Origin of the sequence: Gramella sp. MAR_2010_147 (genome assembly GCF_900105135.1) — a bacterium.
GTDB lineage: Bacteria > Bacteroidota > Bacteroidia > Flavobacteriales > Flavobacteriaceae > Christiangramia.
In genome coordinates this window covers 3,082,209-3,099,434 of sequence record NZ_LT629741.1, presented here as the reverse complement: position 1 = coordinate 3,099,434, position 17,226 = coordinate 3,082,209, and the positions used below count along the sequence as shown (strand labels likewise).

Annotated in this window: 14 protein-coding genes; 7 read left to right on the top strand and 7 right to left on the bottom strand. The window is 38.2% G+C overall.

Going from position 1 to position 17,226, the window contains the following annotated elements; genetic code table 11:
- Positions 1-38 precede the first annotated feature (38 nt).
- Positions 39-2,555: a M14 family metallopeptidase gene (locus tag BLT95_RS13950; protein WP_089666748.1), complete on the top strand. Its 2,517-nt coding sequence runs from the start codon at positions 39-41 to the stop codon at positions 2,553-2,555.
- A gap of 199 nt (positions 2,556-2,754) precedes the next feature.
- On the opposite strand, the gene BLT95_RS13945 is transcribed toward BLT95_RS13950, so the two are convergent.
- Positions 2,755-3,093 (bottom strand): tRNA-binding protein, encoded by a 339-nt coding sequence (locus BLT95_RS13945; protein WP_089666747.1) that lies wholly within the window; start codon positions 3,091-3,093, stop codon positions 2,755-2,757.
- Between the two features lie 65 nt (positions 3,094-3,158).
- Here BLT95_RS13945 and BLT95_RS13940 point away from each other — a divergent pair, with 65 nt between their 5' ends.
- Complete coding sequence (locus BLT95_RS13940) at positions 3,159-3,716, top strand: thioredoxin family protein (protein WP_089666746.1); 558 nt, start codon at positions 3,159-3,161, stop codon at positions 3,714-3,716.
- A gap of 97 nt (positions 3,717-3,813) precedes the next feature.
- Positions 3,814-4,458: a peroxiredoxin gene (locus BLT95_RS13935; protein ID WP_089666745.1), complete on the top strand. Its 645-nt coding sequence runs from the start codon at positions 3,814-3,816 to the stop codon at positions 4,456-4,458.
- A gap of 109 nt (positions 4,459-4,567) precedes the next feature.
- Here BLT95_RS13935 and BLT95_RS13930 read toward each other — a convergent pair whose 3' ends face one another.
- From BLT95_RS13930 to BLT95_RS13920, 3 genes are all read right to left on the bottom strand, one after another.
- Positions 4,568-5,119, bottom strand: a complete 552-nt coding sequence (locus BLT95_RS13930; protein ID WP_089666744.1) for a YfiT family bacillithiol transferase — start codon at positions 5,117-5,119, stop codon at positions 4,568-4,570.
- 86 nt (positions 5,120-5,205) lie between these two features.
- Positions 5,206-6,138 (bottom strand): peptidylprolyl isomerase, encoded by a 933-nt coding sequence (locus BLT95_RS13925; protein WP_089666743.1) that lies wholly within the window; start codon positions 6,136-6,138, stop codon positions 5,206-5,208.
- A 37-nt stretch (positions 6,139-6,175) separates the two neighbouring features.
- Complete coding sequence (locus BLT95_RS13920) at positions 6,176-7,807, bottom strand: amidohydrolase (protein WP_089666742.1); 1,632 nt, start codon at positions 7,805-7,807, stop codon at positions 6,176-6,178.
- A gap of 146 nt (positions 7,808-7,953) precedes the next feature.
- Here BLT95_RS13920 and BLT95_RS13915 point away from each other — a divergent pair, with 146 nt between their 5' ends.
- Positions 7,954-9,342 carry an amidohydrolase family protein gene (locus BLT95_RS13915; RefSeq protein WP_089666741.1) on the top strand — a complete coding sequence of 463 codons (1,389 nt, stop codon included), beginning with the start codon at positions 7,954-7,956 and terminating at the stop codon, positions 9,340-9,342.
- An 8-nt stretch (positions 9,343-9,350) separates the two neighbouring features.
- Here the strand turns inward: BLT95_RS13915 and BLT95_RS13910 are convergent, their stop codons facing one another.
- Positions 9,351-11,084 (bottom strand): TonB-dependent receptor, encoded by a 1,734-nt coding sequence (locus tag BLT95_RS13910; RefSeq protein WP_089666740.1) that lies wholly within the window; start codon positions 11,082-11,084, stop codon positions 9,351-9,353.
- Positions 11,085-11,110: 26 nt separating this feature from the next.
- Positions 11,111-14,131 carry a tetratricopeptide repeat protein gene (locus BLT95_RS13905; protein ID WP_089666739.1) on the bottom strand — a complete coding sequence of 1,007 codons (3,021 nt, stop codon included), beginning with the start codon at positions 14,129-14,131 and terminating at the stop codon, positions 11,111-11,113.
- Between the two features lie 243 nt (positions 14,132-14,374).
- Here BLT95_RS13905 and BLT95_RS13900 point away from each other — a divergent pair, with 243 nt between their 5' ends.
- The 3 genes from BLT95_RS13900 (at position 14,375) to ppgK (ending at position 16,138) form a co-directional block, all read left to right on the top strand.
- Positions 14,375-15,058: an ATP-binding cassette domain-containing protein gene (locus tag BLT95_RS13900; RefSeq protein WP_089666738.1), complete on the top strand. Its 684-nt coding sequence runs from the start codon at positions 14,375-14,377 to the stop codon at positions 15,056-15,058.
- Position 15,059: 1 nt separating this feature from the next.
- Positions 15,060-15,248, top strand: a complete 189-nt coding sequence (locus BLT95_RS13895; protein ID WP_089666737.1) for a hypothetical protein — start codon at positions 15,060-15,062, stop codon at positions 15,246-15,248.
- A 143-nt stretch (positions 15,249-15,391) separates the two neighbouring features.
- Positions 15,392-16,138, top strand: coding sequence for a polyphosphate--glucose phosphotransferase (gene ppgK, locus BLT95_RS13890; RefSeq protein WP_089666736.1), 747 nt, complete (start codon positions 15,392-15,394; stop codon positions 16,136-16,138).
- A 93-nt stretch (positions 16,139-16,231) separates the two neighbouring features.
- On the opposite strand, the gene BLT95_RS13885 is transcribed toward ppgK, so the two are convergent.
- A complete protein-coding gene (locus BLT95_RS13885) occupies positions 16,232-17,134 on the bottom strand; it encodes a DMT family transporter (RefSeq protein WP_089666735.1) in 903 nt (300 codons plus the stop codon).
- Positions 17,135-17,226: the final 92 nt, after the last annotated feature.

Genomic DNA, 17,226 nt, shown 5'->3' with positions numbered 1-17,226 from the left:
CGGTTTTTTTTATCTTAGATTTTTCCAAAACCAAATCCATGCGAATCACTACAAGTTTACTCTTCTTATTTTCATTTTTAATTGTTCAGGCTCAGGATGCAGAAGTCACCCTGGACTACTATCTCCCTTCAGATATTTCATATAATTCAGAAATCCCCACTCCGCAGGAAGTCATTGGTTTTATCCCGGGAGAATGGCATGTGAGTCATGATAGACTTTTAATGTACATGAACAAACTGGCAGAGGTCTCTCCAAGAATTCAAATAGAAAATCGCGGTACTACCTACGAAGGAAGGCCGCTGGTCTTACTTACCATCTCTTCCGAAGAGAACCTGGCGAATATTGAAAACATCAGAAAAAAACACGTTTCCCTTGTTGAAAGGGACTCTGAATCTCTAAATACTGGAGAAATGCCCATCGTGATCAACCAGGGTTTTTCCATTCATGGAAATGAAGCCAGTGGCTCTAACGCCGCCTTATTATATGCTTATTACCTGGCTGCTGCTCAGGGAGATAAAATCGAAGAAGTATTGGAAAATACAGTAATCTTACTTGATCCGTCATTTAACCCGGATGGTTTACAGAGATTCGCTTACTGGGCAAATACCAATAAGAGTGAAAACATAAATCCAGATCCTCAGGATCGTGAATACAGCGAAGTATGGCCGGGAGGAAGAACAAATCACTACTGGTTTGATATGAACCGCGACTGGTTGCCTGTACAATTACCAGAATCTCAGGCGAGAATTGCCACATTTCATAAGTGGTATCCAAACATTCTAACAGATCACCATGAAATGGGATCAAATTCCACATTCTTTTTTCAGCCGGGAATTCCATCAAGAACACACCCATTAACGCCAAAAATGAACCAGGATCTCACCAGAGAAATAGGCACATATCACGCCGAAGCACTTGATGAAATTGGTTCACTTTATTACACCGAAGAAAATTATGACGATTTTTATTATGGAAAAGGTTCTACTTTTCCCGATATCAATGGGAGTGTAGGAATTTTGTTTGAGCAGGGAAGTTCCAGAGGACATGCCCAGGAGACTGAAAATGGCATCCTTACTTTTCCATTCACAATCAGAAATCAATTTACCGCAGCGCTTTCAACGCTGGAAGCTTCTCAACATATGAGAACAGAGCTTCTGGACTACCAGCGTAACTTTTTTAAGGAAGCTCGTGATTCTTCTGAATCTGGAGCTTATGCATTCGGGAATTCCATGGACCCAGTGAGCGCTTACAAGTTAGCAGAGATCCTAAAAAGACATAAAATAGAAGTATATGAGCTTGGTAGTGACTTTAGTCAGGATAATGATGATTTTGAAAAAGGTTCAGCTTATATCGTACCTAAAGATCAACGCCAGCATAGGTTACTAAAGGCTATGTTCGAAAAAAGAACTCAGTTTAGAGACAGTCTTTTCTACGATATTTCTGCCTGGACATTTCCATTGGCCTTCAACCTCGATTTCACCGAAGATGCTTCCATGAAAAATGCAGGCAATAAGATTGAAGAGCTCAATATGCCTTCTCCAGAACTACCAGAAGAAAGTGATTATGCCTATTTACTGAACTGGAAGAATTATATGGCTCCAAAAGCTCTAAATAGCATTTTAGAAAAAGATATTCGAGCAAAAGTAGCTATGGAAGATTTCTGGCTGGAAGGAAAAAATTATGGCTATGGTACCATAATGATCCCGGTTCAGAACCAGAAAATGAAAAAAACTGAACTACACGATTTTCTAAAAGAGATCTCGAAAGAAAGCGGCGTTAAAATTTCAGCTATTCCAACCGGGATGACTAAAGGTATTAATTTAGGTAGCAATCAATTTAGAGCAGTAAAACCACAAAAAGTGGCGATGGTTGTGGGAGAGTCCATTACTTCATATGATGCCGGAGAAATATGGCATTTATTCGATCAGCGATACAACATGAAGATCACAAAACTGGATGTTAGTGACCTTTCCAGAGCAGATCTAAGCAGATATACAGATATTATCCTTCCAAACTCCTGGGGTGGCGGAATTGGTGATGAATTTGTTCCTAAATTAAAAGACTGGATCAAAAATGGTGGAACTATTATCGCCTATAGAAATGCCGTAAACTGGATGAAGAAGCATAAGTTTATAGAATTCAAGACTAAGGAAAATAAGATGACCGCTGAGGATATCAGCTTTGGAGAACGAGGTGATTTTCGAGGCGCTCAGGTGATAGGAGGTGCTATTTTTGAAGTAGAACTGGACAGGAGTCATCCAATCGCTTTTGGATATAAAGACAATAAAATAGCGATTTTCAGAAATACTACCATATTTATGGAGGCAGACGAGCAGAGCTACAATAACCCTATCCAATATACCGAAAAGCCTTTACTAAGCGGGTATATTAGTAAACCAAACCTGGATTCTATAGCCAGAACGGTGCCTTTCAAACATAAAAGTCTGGGACGTGGTGAAGTAATGCTGTTCACAGATAATACAAATTTTAGAGCGTTTTGGTATGGAACCAATAAATTACTGATGAACGCTATTTTCTTTGGGGACGAGATGTAGTATCATCTCATTTCCTGTCTTAGGTTTAATCATTTAAGAGATACTGTAGCAGAAATAGGTTCAGCCACGTAGAGAAATCAAGACAGGGAATCGTAAGAATGAATACCGTATTGTATAAACACCAGATTATGGTTTAGTATCGGCACACTAAAATTTTTGAAATTTTTAGTGTGCCTCATACTTTTAAAGTAGAAATATTTTAAGCTATTTTTGATCCGTTTGGCATTTTTTGATCGGGTGAAAGTAATACCACATCCTTATTTTCGCCAAGCACACCAAGAACCAGACATTCACTTTTAAATCCGGCAATTCGTTTTACAGGAAAATTGATCACTGCAATAATTTGTCTACCGGGCAATTCTTCTCTCGTATATCTTCTTGTGATTTGAGCAGAAGATCGCTTCTCGCCGATTTCCTCTCCAAAATCTATAGTCATTTTATAAGCTGGGTCTCTGGCCTCTGGAAACTCTTCCACCTTAGTAATAGTACCTACCCGCATTCCTACTTTTTCAAAGTCGCTCCAATTAATTTCTTCCATCTTGAAATTTTAAGAAGGTCAAAATAGAGAATATTCATCATTAATAATTAATTTTAAGAAAAAAGATGTCACGTACCGCTTCAAATATGATTAGGCTGGGAACCAAAGCTCCCAATTTTAAATTAATGGATACCATTACAGATCATCTTATGACGCTGGATGAAGTAAAAGGTGAACGCGGAACTTTAATCATGTTTATTTGCAATCACTGTCCCTTTGTAAAACATGTGAACGAAGAAATTGTACGTATTGCCAATGAGTACCGGCAATTAGGCTTTGGCTTTGCAGGAATTATGAGTAATGACATTAAAAATTATCCGCAGGATAGCCCCGAAAAGATGAAAGAGCATGCTGCAAAACATCAATACTCTTTCCCATACCTGTTTGATGGTACCCAGGAAATTGCCAAAGCTTACGACGCAGCATGTACGCCCGATTTTTACCTTTTTGATGATGAATTAAAATTAATTTACCGAGGACAGTTGGATGACAGTAGGCCTGGAAACGGAATTCATCCTAATGGCCGTGATCTTAGAGAAGCTATGGATGCTATTTTAAATAACCGAAAGGTGGCTGAAGATCAAAAACCCAGTATCGGGTGTAATATAAAATGGAAGGAATAATTTAACTGTATCTTTCATTTTTGGGAATTTATTTTCTTTGATTTTATAAACCTATAGATTTAATAGGTTATTAATACGAAACAAAAACATATTGATTATGAGTGATTTGAAATTAGGAGACAAAGCCCCGAACTTTGATGCCGAAACTTCGGAAGGAAAAATCAATTTCCATGATTATCTTGGTGGTAGCTGGGGAATTCTTTTCTCCCATCCGGCCGATTATACGCCTGTGTGCACGACCGAATTAGGGACCGTAGCCAATTATAAAGCTAAATTTGATAAACGTGATGTAAAAGTGATGGCGCTAAGTGTGGATGGATTGAAATCTCACGAAGGTTGGATAAAGGACATTAATGAGACTCAAAATACCACGGTTAATTTCCCCATTATTGCAGATGAGGACCGAAAAGTATCTGATCTTTATGGGATGATTCATCCCAATGCAGACGACACCCTTACTGTAAGATCTGTATTTGTCATAGCACCTGATAAAAGCATTAAAATGACCCTTACCTATCCTGCAAGCACAGGTAGAAATTTTGATGAATTATTACGGGTAATAGATTCGCTTCAGCTAACTGCGTATAATAAAGTTGCGACTCCTGCAAACTGGAAACATGGCGAAGATGTGGTTATAAGTCCCTCGGTAAGCAATGAAGAGGCAGATAAGATGTTCCCGAAAGGTTATAAAGTTGTAAAGCCTTATTTAAGAACCACTGCGCAACCTGAACTTAATAAATAATATTTCGGGGAATTGTTTGTGCAGAGCTATATCGATCACAATTAAAAGATCTTTGAATATCTTTTGACTTGCACTCCAAATGACTATATGAATAAAAAAGGCTGGTAGGTTACCAGCCTTTTTTTATTATTAGATTATTTAGATGAGCATAATGGTGTCTGCTATGCCAGGAATAATTTCCCAGACTTTCTTTTAAAGTATATCTATGGCCTGTAGCAGGATGAACAAAAGTCTTTTCAAAATCTGAAACACTCATATTTTCCAGTAAGATCGTCCATTTTCCGTGCAGCGCAGTTATAAAGTCCAGTGAGATTTCCACCGGCGCTAAACGAGAGTCATATAACTGAGCGAAGCCTTTTTCATCATATGCCTTAATCGTGGGTTCATCTTCGGTCATTGCCCATTTAAAGCGAAGCAAAGCGTTCATATGGCTATCGGCAATATGATGCACTAATTGTTTCACCGTCCAGCCTTCTGGCCTATATGGCGTATCTAATTGTTCTTTCGAAAGCGGTCTTACTTTTTTATTCAGTTTTTCCGGCAATTCACTAATATCTGTGATCCATCTTTGAATATCCTCTGAAGAAATACTCTGAGGATTATCAAATTTCCCTATAGGATATTTCAGCAATTCCAGCTCTTCCAAATCTTTTGTAGTCATTCTTAAAAATAAAAAAACGCGGTGAAAGTTCAGCGCGTTTTATCATTATATTATAAATATGTTTAGCTCTTAGACGACAGTCAAATTTACTTCACAGCCATCAATTCCACATCAAAAATAAGTACAGCATTTGGAGGGATCACTCCGCCTGCACCTCTTTCTCCATAAGCGAGATGAGAAGGAATTACCAATCTTGCTTTATCCCCAACATTAAGAAGCTGTATACCTTCATCCCATCCCGGGATCACATGCCCTACTCCTATTGGAAATTCCAGAGGTTTGTTTCTTTTATATGAAGAATCAAAGACAGTCCCGTCAGCCAGCTGACCTTTGTAATGTACAGAAACAGTTTTCCCCTTTTCTGCTTTTATTCCATCCCCTTTTTGGACGATCTGGTAACGCAGCCCACTATCGGTTTTCTGAAAACCAGCGGCTAATTTTTCTACTTCAGCTTCAGCTTTCTTTTTTTCTTCTTCCTCTCTTTTAGTCTTTTCAGCAGTAAAATCCTGAAAGGCTTCCGTAGCTTTAAAGTTTTCAGCATCACTTCCTTCGCGGATGATTTCCACTTTTTCAAGCTTATCACCCTGCTGAATCTTATCAACTATCTCCTGCCCCTCGACCACATTTCCGAAGACCGTATGTTTTCCATCGAGCCACGGCGTCTCCACATGAGTAATAAAAAACTGACTCCCATTGGTTCCAGGTCCTGCATTAGCCATAGAAAGTTTACCCGGGGCATCATGTTTTAGATCTGGATGAATCTCATCATCAAACTGGTAACCAGGACCACCAGCTCCGGTTCCCTGAGGATCTCCACCCTGTACCATAAAATCTGGAATCACACGGTGAAATTTTAATCCGTCATAATAAGGAACTCCATCATCCTTTGGTTCGTTTTCTATTTTCCCTTCTGCAAGACCCACGAAGTTACCTACAGTTCCAGGAGTTTTTTCGTATTCCAACTCTACCAGGATCTCTCCTTTTGAGGTGTGGAATTTAGCATATAATCCGTCGTTCATTTTATTGTTTTTTTTATAAGTTGCAAAGATACCCAGTTTAATTTTTATAGACCTGCTCGCCGTTTACAAAAGTTGAAATCACTTTTGTTTCTGGTACGCTATCAATTTCCACTTCCATAATATCCCTGTCCAGAATTACAAAATCGGCAAATTTACCGGCTTCGATGCTTCCTTTTTCTTCTTCTTCGAAATTTGAATAGGCGGCCCAGATGGTCATTCCCTTTAAAGTTTCTTCCCTGCTTAATGCCTGGTCTTTCATAAAACCACCTTCAGGATAATTTTTGGTATCCTGACGATCTACAGAAGCATAAAAAGTTAAAAACGGATTCACCTGCTCCACCGGAAAATCTGTTCCTAAAGCAACAATTCCAGCCTGATCCAGTAATTTTTTATAAGCATAAGCTCCCTGTATTCTATCCTCTCCAATTCTGTCTTCTGCCCAGTACATATCACTGGTTGCATGAGTTGGCTGAATGGATGGAATTATGTTTTTACTAAAATATTTAAAATCTGCTTCCTCTATCACCTGCGAATGCTCCACTCTCCAACGGCGATCATCTCCATCTCCTAAAAGGGAATCATAGGTTTTTAAGACCACATAATTAGCAGAATCTCCAATGGCATGTGTATTCATTTGAAACTCAGATTTGGCAATACGAGCAGCTGTTTCCTTAAACTCTGAAACCGGAGAAAGTAAAGCTCCAAAATGATCTGGCCTGTCTGAATATTCTTTTTTCATCGCAGCTCCCCTGGAACCTAAGGCGCCATCACCATAAAATTTAACCGATCTTACATTTAATCTATCAGTCTTAAAAGTACCTTTATCCAGAAAATGATCAAGATTTCTCTTGTTATTACTTAACATAGCGTATAATCTTATCTTCAGTTCTCCGGAATTATGAAGACTATCTATTAATTCAATTACCTGCTTATCTATCCCGGCATCATCTACCGTAGTTAAACCATAACTAAAACATATATCCTGAGCATCAAGTAATGATTTTGCCTGAGTTTCTAAGTCAATATCATCGGTGATCTTTTCAATAAGCATCATCGGGTTATCTACTAAAATCCCGGTAAGTTTTCCAGCTTTCTGTTCGATATCCCCACCTTCAAACTTAGTTTCTGTGGTGATATTTGCCTTATCCAGGGCGGCTTGATTCACAAGCATGGCATGCCCATCAATTCTCGTTACAGCAACGGGAGTGTCTGGGAATAATCTATCTAAAGTATCTTTTGCCGGAAATTCCTTTACTTCCCAATCGTTTTGATCCCAGCCTCTCCCTGTTATAAAGTCTACACCGTTCTTCTGCTGAAATTCCACAATTCTTACCACTACCTCTTCGAAACTTTTGGTACCGGTAAGATCTACTCTTTGTTGCTGCATGCCCAGTCCATAAAAATGAGCATGGGCATCGATCAACCCGGGATAAACCGCTTTGCCTTCTGCATCAATTTTTTCAGAAAATTCATATTTATCCTGCAAAGCCTGGGAAGATCCTACTTCCAGGAATTTCCCATCCTTTATAGCAAACGCTTCTGCTTTCCCGAATTGATCATCAACGGTATAAACATTTGCATTAAAAACTAATAGATCGGCTTGCTCATTTTGAGAGCCACAACTAATAAAAAGCATGCTAAACAGCAAAAGGCCGAGTAATTTTTTCATCGTATTTTAAATTTTGCCTAAAAATAATTAAAGAAATTAAAAACTTGCCAGATTCAACCGGAATCCCTTTAATCTGGAATCAATTACTTTTGAATACATTTAAGGAAATTTTGATATTTTCAAACATCTAATTTAAACTGCCAAGCATGAGACGCGCCTCAATTCTAATTCTTATTTCCATTGTTATTTTCAGTTGCAATAAGCAAGAAAAAAAGAACTTTGACCTGCTTATCACTCACGCCAATATTGTGGACATTGAAAATGATTCGGTTCTTGAAAATAAATTCATCGCGATCAATGAGGATACGATTCGATTTGTTGGAGATATGGAGGAAATAGATGAGTTTACCAGCAATGAGATAGTTAATACTAAAAACCAGTATGTAATTCCAGGGCTCTGGGATATGCATGTACATTTTAGAGGTGGTGATAGTCTTATAGAAGAAAATAAACAACTGCTGCAGCTTTTTCTTGCCTATGGTGTCACTACGGTTCGCGATGCCGGGGGAGATATTTCCCAGGCTGTTCTAAAATGGAGAAAACAGATTGCTAACGAGTCGATTAACGGTCCGAGAATATTCACTTCTGGACCAAAACTGGATGGAGCAAAGCCTGCCTGGGCAGGTTCCATTCAAATTGAGGAGCAGACTGATATTAAAAAAGCGCTGGACTCCTTAGAGCAAATGGATGTAGATTTTGTTAAAATGTACGACGGTAGCCTGAGTCCTGAAAAATTCTACGGAATAATTCAAGAAGCTGAAAAGAGGGGATTAAAAACTACAGGACACATGCCTTTAAAAGCTGATTTTATGCAGGCAATTGGTTTTGGCCTGGATGGAGTTGAACATATGTACTATACGGTAAAGGCCAGTTCTCCTTTAGCTGATAGTTTAGCTGAAACTGATATGGGTTACGGGATGATGGAAACACTAATCGATACTTATGATCCCAAATTGGCACAGAAGGTATTTTCTAAAATGAGTTCAGAAAATGTGAGTATTACTCCTACCCTTCATATTGGTAAAACGCTTGCAAATATTCTGGAAACCGATCATTCTAAAGATAGCCTGCTAAATTATATAAGTAACGCAATTGAGCAAACCTATCAGGGAAGGATTGAGGGAGCAAGAAGAGCAAAATCGTCTGGGAGTAAGATGCGTGTAAAAATGGAAGAATTAAGCGTTTCCATGATCAAACCTATGCACGAGAACGGAGTGAATATTCTGGCGGGATCTGACTCCGGAGCTTTTAATTCATTTGTTTATCCAGGAGCATCCTTACACTCAGAATTGGAAGAACTGGTAAATGCCGGGTTAACTCCTGCAGAAGCTTTAGAAACTTCAGTTATTAACGGACCTGAATTCTTTGAAATTGAAAAATACTTCGGAAGCATCGAAAAAGGGAAGGTAGCAGACCTTATTATTCTGGGAAATAATCCGCTGGAAAACATAAAAAATACCCGAACTATAAAATTTGTAATTAAGAACAACAAAATTTATAATCCGGGTAATTTACTGGAAGCTATAGAAGACTAGCTTATTTCTTAATAATCAAATTTATAGGTAACACCACCCAGAACCTGAATTCCCTGAACATCATAATCCAGCCATTTCTGGTAATTATTGTTTAACAGGTTACTTCCTTTAACAAAAGCTGAAAGCTGGTCGTTAAAACGATAACCTAAATGGGCATTTGCATCAAAATAACTATCCAGTGTTACGATTGGATCATCAAAAACAAGACTGATAGATCTATTTTCATCTTTACGCTCTCCTACATAAAATAAGTTTGCTCCCGTATACCATTTTTCAGTGATCTGATAATCAGAATTCAAACCAGCTCTCATGGTTGGTAAATTCCAGGCTTCAGCCTGTACATCTGTACTATAATCAAAAAATTCTGCATTGATCCCTAGACGGAAATTTCTATTTACATCAACATTAAGTTCAGAATAAAAGGAAAGCGTGTTTACATCATCATATACCACTTCAAAACTATTTCCGTAGGTATAGCTTTCACCCTCAAGGGTTGAAGCATCATAATTTCTTTTGAAAAGCGCTTTATTATACTGGGATTGATAGCTCGCACGAACATTATATGAGACAGCATTGCTCAGTTTCCCTTTACCTCCAAGATATCCTTTATACTCATTATCTGTAGGCCTGATATTTAAGGTTGGTGAAACATATGGGTTTTGCTGATAGAAATTGTAATAAGAATTCTGCTGAAGATCACCATCAACACCTGCATAAGCAGTGAAATAATCCCCCGCAAGCCTGTAACTAGCAGATACCGCCGGATAGATATAAAAACTGCCATCGCTATTCTCTACATCTATTCCATAAACAAAATTCACCCCCAGGTTCACACTAAGTTCATCCCTTAAAATTAAAAGGCTTGGAGTAAAATTGAAGTTCATAAAGGTATAATCATAGCCTTCATTAGAATCATACATTCTATCGAACTTTCCATTTACAATATCGGCTCCAACCTTAGTAGAAATAAGTTCTTCAGCAATTTCTACCTCAAAAAGTCCTTCCGCAGTGAAATGATTTTCAGCGGTGCTATAAGAATCTCCTGAATGACGAAAACGTGCGTTTGCACTATCAAAAAAAGAATCATACAATTCTATCTCACTACCTACATAAACTGAATAGTAATTCTGTGCAGGATCAAGACTGTTTAATTCAGGATCAGACTCCGGGTTTGCTGGAATATTATATTCTGGTAAACCATACCAGTTGAATAATTGGTGTTCGGCACCAACTTCTGCCATCCAGGACAGGTCACGATTTCTGGTATTGTAATTCAGGTTTAATTCCGTATCATAAAATTTATCATCAAGATAAACATCTTCAATACCTCCTTGCGAAGAATTATGGGTAAGAAAAATTCCGAAGTTACTGCTACGATCTATTTCCAGACTGGAATAGAATTCAGCCAGCACATTAGAATAATTACCAAAGCCTAAAGTAGCATAATTGTCATAAACCTTTGGGGGTCTTTCACGTTCCACAGTCGTAGCCCTTCCCTTTGCAGGAGTAAATGTTGATGCTACTGGAACCGAAAATATGGAATACTGAACAGGTTTTTTTTGAAGGCTTACAGAATCATTTCTGGTTGGAGTCGCTTTTATCTTGCTCGCATCTCTTACCGATGGAGTATAGGGCTTTACAACGGTTACTGTTTCGCTTCCAATAGGATCCTGGGCATAAAGGATCCCACTAAATATAAAAAGACTAAAAAACAGACTTTTCTTAATTGCTTTAAATCGCATATAGCAGTGAATCTATTAGATTAAGTTTAGTTATTTGTTTCTACAGAAGCATTTGTCTTAGCTTCCTGGGCTTTGATTCTGGACAATTCGGCCCTCGCTTCCTGAACAACTTCAGGATATTTCTGGAAATTCTTGGTTACGTTTTCCAGGATATAAGTGGCCTGGTAGGCGTCTCCAAGCGCATAGAAGTTTTTCGCCATCAGCACTAATCCCTTTGCTCCCCATAGTTTATATCCGGCAAAGTCTTTTGCCAGGATTTGAACCGCAGCGTTAGAAGCTTCATGATTTCCATCTTTATGTTTGAAGTAAGCATCATAATAAAGTGCTTCTGCTCCCAGTTCCCCGGTTGCTGTTTTCTGAACTTCTTTATAAGCTGAACGGGCTTTAGTATCGTTCCCAGATTTAATTGCTGCTCTGGCTACCATAATACGGGCATCGTTTCTCGCTTCAGTTTCAGCAGTAGAATTATTCAATACTTTATCGGCATACTCATTTGCCTTATTAAAATTCCCAGTCTCGTAGTAAGATTTCATCAGGTTTTGCTGAGCAAATACAACATTCTGCTCATTATCTGCCTGCTTTTCCAACTTCTCTAATAATGGAAGAGCCTCAGTATAATTCTTCTTTTCAAGATAGATCTGAGATAATCTTGTAAGCGCCTGTTCAGAAAACTCATTCTTAGGTTTGGAGGTTACATAACGATAATTCGGGATGGATTTTTCAATTTTTCCATCTCTGTAATACAATTGTGCCAGATAGAAATTGGCATTTATGGAATGTATTCCGTTCGGGAAATTCTGAATATATTTTTCAAAATTAGCAATCGCCTTTTCTGTATTGTTGTTCAGATACTGATTTTCAGCAGCTTCAAAAGTGGCATTATCAAGATCTGAATCACTCACTTCCACAAAGTCTATATTCCGTACCCAATTGGCATATTCATCTGTTCTACCAAGATCCACATATACGTTTCGAGCTGTGGAAACTGCCTGTTTTGCTTCAGGAGTATTAGGATAATCGGCAACCACTTTTCTTAATCTTTCCAGCGCCTTATTTCCATCGTTGCTATTGTAATAAATTAATCCCTGTCTCAGCATCGCTTTTGGGACCAATGCGCTTTCCGGCACATCTCTAATCAGTTTATTGTAAGACTGAATTGCCTGCCCTGTATTATTTGTAGAAACATACGTATTTCCAAGTTCGTACATTGCATCATCACGATAAGGGGAACGAGGATATTTGCCTGTAAAACTGTTTAATTCCTCAATTTTTGTATCGTTCCTGTTTACAAATCCGTAGCTGATCGCTTTCTGAAAAGCCGCATAATCTGCATTGCTTACGCCGTTATCGATCGCATTTTGATAAGCTTCCATGGCCGGCCAGTACTGGCTGGTTACATAATACGTATCTCCAAGTCTTAATAAAGCATCATTCTTTTTCGCTCCTTCCGCATTAGTACTGGACGCATAAGATTTAAAATAATTCACCGCCTGTGAATAATCATTCTTTTTGAAATATGCATAGCCAATGTTGTAATCCAGATCTTCATATTCATCTGTATTTCTGGCAGCACTCATTCCTTTAAATTCCCGGTAACCAAGAATTGCATCATCCATTCTGTTCACGTTATATTCACTTTCAGCTTTCCAGAAAGTTGCCCTGGCAGTGATATTCTGATCTCGCGGTTCTTTTAGGGCCTTGTCAAAATTTTTGATCGCTTCGTAGTAATCTCCTTCTTCAAAAAGCTCCAGTCCATAGAAATAGGCAACTTTTTGATATGCCTGTTTATCGCTAAAATTCCTATTGTTCTCGAGCAACCTCATGGCTTCCTCATAATTCTTGGAAGTAATGAAAGAATCGATCAAAAGCGTCTCCATTTCCTGACGCTTTTCAGAATCAGGATACTTATTTAGATAATTGAGTAAAACCTGTGACGGACTCTCATAAGAATTACCAATTTCATAACTAAGCTTGGCATAATTTAAAAGCGCATCCTGCTGGATCTTAGCATCAAATTCCATTTCACTGGCATTCTTGAACGCATTCAAAGCCTGTTGTTTTTGATCTGATTCCAGGTAAGACTGTGCCAGGTGATAATACGCATTTTGAGCAATTGCATTTTTCCCGTCAATAATTTTGTTGAATTCACTAATGGCAGCCTCATAATTACCCTGCTTGTAATAGGCATATCCTAACTGGTAATAATCGGTATTATTCCATTTACCACGCATTCCATTATATCCCTTTAAATATGGAATTGCTTCTTCATATTGTTCAAGATTGAAATAACTCTCGCCTATTATCTTGTTTAGCTGCGGAATTTCCTGTCGGTTAGATTTTGGTAATTGTTCCAATCCCTGTTCAATGGCTTTTTCAAAATTTCCTAATTTGAAATTCATATCGGCCTGGAAATATGAAAGATCTTCGGTATACCGGTCATTCCCTTTTACTTCTTCAAAATATTCATTCGCTTCTTCATAATCATCCCCTTCATAAGCGATATATCCTAGATAATATTTGGCCTGAGAGCCATATTCCTTTGAATCACGAACTCTGTTGAAATATGTTTGTGCCTCTTCAAACTGATTGGATCTGAAATACGCATAACCGTTGTTAAAATAAAAACGCTCACGATCCTTACGGCTCATGGAATTTTCATCTACACGATCATACCATCTTCTGGAAAGTGAATACTTTCCAGTTTGAAAATAATAATCGGCAACGTCTAAATATGCAGAATTGGTTTTGGTACTGGTAGGGTATCTCGTGACGAAATTCTCCATCAACTTGTCGGCACCCGGCTGGTTTAGTCTAACAGCCGCATTTGCGATATAGTAAGCAGCATCACCTTTGATCTTTTCATCATCGGTCTTGTCTTTAACGTCATCAAAAAGATTTTGGGCAGCGAGATATTGCTCATTATTATACAATTCCAACGCACGATTAAAATCAACCAGATCGTGGGTATAAGCAGCAGTTTGCTGACAAATGGCAGAAATTGAGGTTGATATAAAAACGACCAGCAGAATAGCTTTCTTAAATGTCATTTAATGTTTTTTAAATTGGTGATCAAAGATAATTTAAAGCTTGCTTCTATAACGCCGATAAAGTTCTATAATTATGTTAATGGCAAAAAAAGTATTTCAGCAACTTTTGAAAAATGTATATTTGAAGCTCTATACCGGACATTTAAAAATTATATTTTCACAAGCCGAATTATAATAAGGAAGTGTTTTCCCGGTTATATTTGAAAGCTGTAAAGAAAAACATTTAATCAAACTATTAATTTCATGTCTGAAACTGTTCTGGAACTAAACAATGCGGCAATTTACCAACGTGAGAGCCTTATTTTATCTGAAGTCGACGTCAAGGTGAATAAAGGTGATTTTGTCTACCTCATTGGAAAAACCGGGACCGGAAAAAGTAGTTTTATGAAAACCCTGTATGGTGACCTGCCACTTACTGAAGGTGAGGGCCATATTGTAGATTTCAATCTCAGAACTTTAAAGGAAAAAGACATTCCGTATTTGCGCCGTAAACTAGGAGTGGTTTTTCAGGATTTCAAATTACTTACAGACAGAAATATAAAAGACAATCTTCTTTTTGTTTTAAAAGCAACAGGCTGGAAAGATCAGAAAGGAATGGACAGCAAGATTGATGAAGTTCTGGACAAGGTGGGAATGAAAACAAAAGGCTTTAAATATCCTTATCAACTTTCAGGAGGAGAACAGCAACGTGTAGCTATTGCCAGAGCTTTGTTAAACGATCCAGAATTGATCCTGGCAGATGAACCTACCGGAAACCTGGATCCACAAACCTCTGTAGAAGTAATGGAAGTGCTCCAGGAAATCAGCCGAAACGGGAATACTATCCTGATGGCTACTCATGATTATGCATTGCTTCTCAAGTATCCTTCCAAAACTTTGAAATGTGACGGGCAGCGTGTTTTTGAAGTGGTACAGAAATCGGTGTAAAATGAGAAGTAAGAAAGCAGCCTATTTTATACTTTTCTTATCTGTACTACTTATTATCGGAAATTTATGGAATGCTTATCCAACTAATTTTGATACAGGCTTTTTTCTACGCATCACTGCAAATATTCTGATTTTAATTTCAATGGTCGTTTCTATCTGGTACCCTAAAAATAAAGATTGGAATTCTTAAAATAAGACCAAAATTTTACAAGCCTCTTACATTCTAGAATCTTCGGAAAGAGCAAAAACTTCTAAAAGATATTGTAAACATTCTGAAAAACTCACACGGAAGAATTGCATTTTTAATAACTTGTAAGCTCTTCAGATAACAAAATGGACATTTTAGGAATAGACATAGGCGGTTCCAGTCTAAAAGGAGCGATAGTAGATATGAATAGCGGGAAATTAAAAACTGCCGTTCATAAAATTATTACTCCAGAAAATCGGGAACCTGAAGAAATGGCCAGTGCCGTAAATGAAATGGTACAGCATTTTAATTATAAAGGCGTTGTAGGCTGCGGATTTCCCACCATTGTAAAGAAAGGTATCTGTAAGCACGAAGGCAATCTTAGTAAGAAATGGATTGATGTAAATGTAGATGAGCTGTTCGAAAATGCCACCGGGCTAAGTTTTACCGTGATCAATGACGCGGATGCTGCAGGTCTTGCTGAAGTTAAATACGGTGCAGGAAAAGACCTGGATGGTTTTATTTTAATGATCACGATTGGAACCGGACTCGGGAGTGGTGCTTATTTGAGAGGCGAACTCATTCCTAATTTTGAATTGGGACAGATCCCTTATAAGGATTTTGAGAAAATTGAACAATGGGCTGCTTCGTCCATAAAGACAGAACAGAATTTAAGTTATAAAGAATGGGGAAGCAGATTTAATACTTTTCTGAAATACGTTGAAAAGATTCTCAATCCAGATGCAATGTTGATTGGAGGTGGAATTTCCAATGACTGGCATGAATTTGAAGAATACCTAGATACAGAAACACCTGTAATTCCAGCAGAACTTAGAAATGATTCAGGTATCCTGGGAGCAGCCCTGGCAGCCCACTTCAAATACTCTAAGTAGCTAATTAGACAATAATATTTAAGGTTTAATATTATTTAAAAAATTTGAATTCTTAGTTGGCTCGGCCTAAACTTAACAATATAGTGGTATAAATTATTGAACTCTAGAAGACTTCCTTTTCCTTAAATTCATTTGGACTACCGCCAGCAGGATCAAAACTATCCCCAGCCATTGCGCCAGATCAACTTTTTCGTTCAATAAAAAATAGGCCATCAATACAGCTGCAGGCAGTTCTATAGATGATATGATCGCACCGAGTCCCACATCTATTTTAGGCATTCCCGCGGTGTAAAGTAATGGTGGTAGAATGGTGCCAAAAAGAGCTAAGACCAGCCCCCAGTTCAGCAGGATTTCCATTCGGTACTCTACAACCAAATAAGGCAAAGAAATAGCACTCACAATAAGAAATCCCCCTATCATCATCCAGAGGCTGCGTTTTAGGGAATGCATCTCCAGTGAAACGGTATTTGAACAATAAATGGTTCCGGTATAAGACATTGCTGCCAAAAATCCCCAACCAATTCCTCTCCAGTCTATCACAAATGAATCGTTAAGAACATTGGTCGCCATCAATGTACCTAGCAGAATAGCAATAACGGCGATATTCTTTTTCGCTTCGGGCTTCTTGCGCTGTATCAAAGCTTCCAGCACTACTCCCATCCAGACGCTTTGCATCAGCATGACAATACCTATGGAAACAGGGATGTATTTAACTGCCAGATAGTAAAAAGTACTGGTAAGCCCCAAGGTTGTTCCTGCAGCCATCAATTTTAACTTACTCCTGGTTCTGGATACTTCAGCTACATCAGTTTGCTTCCTCCTAACAAATAAATTGATCAGCAAAAGTCCTATGACTCCCAAAGCCATTTGTGAGAAAGTAACTTCGTGGGAGGTATACCCATCAGCATATGCCATTTTCACAAAGGTGGTAAGCATTCCGTAGCTACATGCGCCTAAGCCCACCAGAATAGAGCCTTTCAGTATAGATTTATCCATTTGGATTTGATACAATTTATTGGAGAAATATGATTCAGAAAAATCATTTCTGTTTCTCCTACACCTTATTTTTATAATCTTTTAAGGCGATG

Coding starts and splice junctions, on each gene's coding strand:
- ppgK (WP_089666736.1), top strand. CDS start 15,392: ATGGACATTTTAGGAATAGACATAGGCGGTTCCAGTCTAAAAGGAGCG.
- BLT95_RS13900 (WP_089666738.1), top strand. CDS start 14,375: ATGTCTGAAACTGTTCTGGAACTAAACAATGCGGCAATTTACCAACGT.
- BLT95_RS13920 (WP_089666742.1), bottom strand. CDS start 7,807: ATGAAAAAATTACTCGGCCTTTTGCTGTTTAGCATGCTTTTTATTAGT.
- BLT95_RS13940 (WP_089666746.1), top strand. CDS start 3,159: ATGTCACGTACCGCTTCAAATATGATTAGGCTGGGAACCAAAGCTCCC.
- BLT95_RS13935 (WP_089666745.1), top strand. CDS start 3,814: ATGAGTGATTTGAAATTAGGAGACAAAGCCCCGAACTTTGATGCCGAA.
- BLT95_RS13885 (WP_089666735.1), bottom strand. CDS start 17,134: ATGGATAAATCTATACTGAAAGGCTCTATTCTGGTGGGCTTAGGCGCA.
- BLT95_RS13925 (WP_089666743.1), bottom strand. CDS start 6,138: ATGAACGACGGATTATATGCTAAATTCCACACCTCAAAAGGAGAGATC.
- BLT95_RS13895 (WP_089666737.1), top strand. CDS start 15,060: ATGAGAAGTAAGAAAGCAGCCTATTTTATACTTTTCTTATCTGTACTA.
- BLT95_RS13950 (WP_089666748.1), top strand. CDS start 39: ATGCGAATCACTACAAGTTTACTCTTCTTATTTTCATTTTTAATTGTT.
- BLT95_RS13930 (WP_089666744.1), bottom strand. CDS start 5,119: ATGACTACAAAAGATTTGGAAGAGCTGGAATTGCTGAAATATCCTATA.
- BLT95_RS13945 (WP_089666747.1), bottom strand. CDS start 3,093: ATGGAAGAAATTAATTGGAGCGACTTTGAAAAAGTAGGAATGCGGGTA.
- BLT95_RS13905 (WP_089666739.1), bottom strand. CDS start 14,131: ATGACATTTAAGAAAGCTATTCTGCTGGTCGTTTTTATATCAACCTCA.
- BLT95_RS13910 (WP_089666740.1), bottom strand. CDS start 11,084: ATGCGATTTAAAGCAATTAAGAAAAGTCTGTTTTTTAGTCTTTTTATA.
- BLT95_RS13915 (WP_089666741.1), top strand. CDS start 7,954: ATGAGACGCGCCTCAATTCTAATTCTTATTTCCATTGTTATTTTCAGT.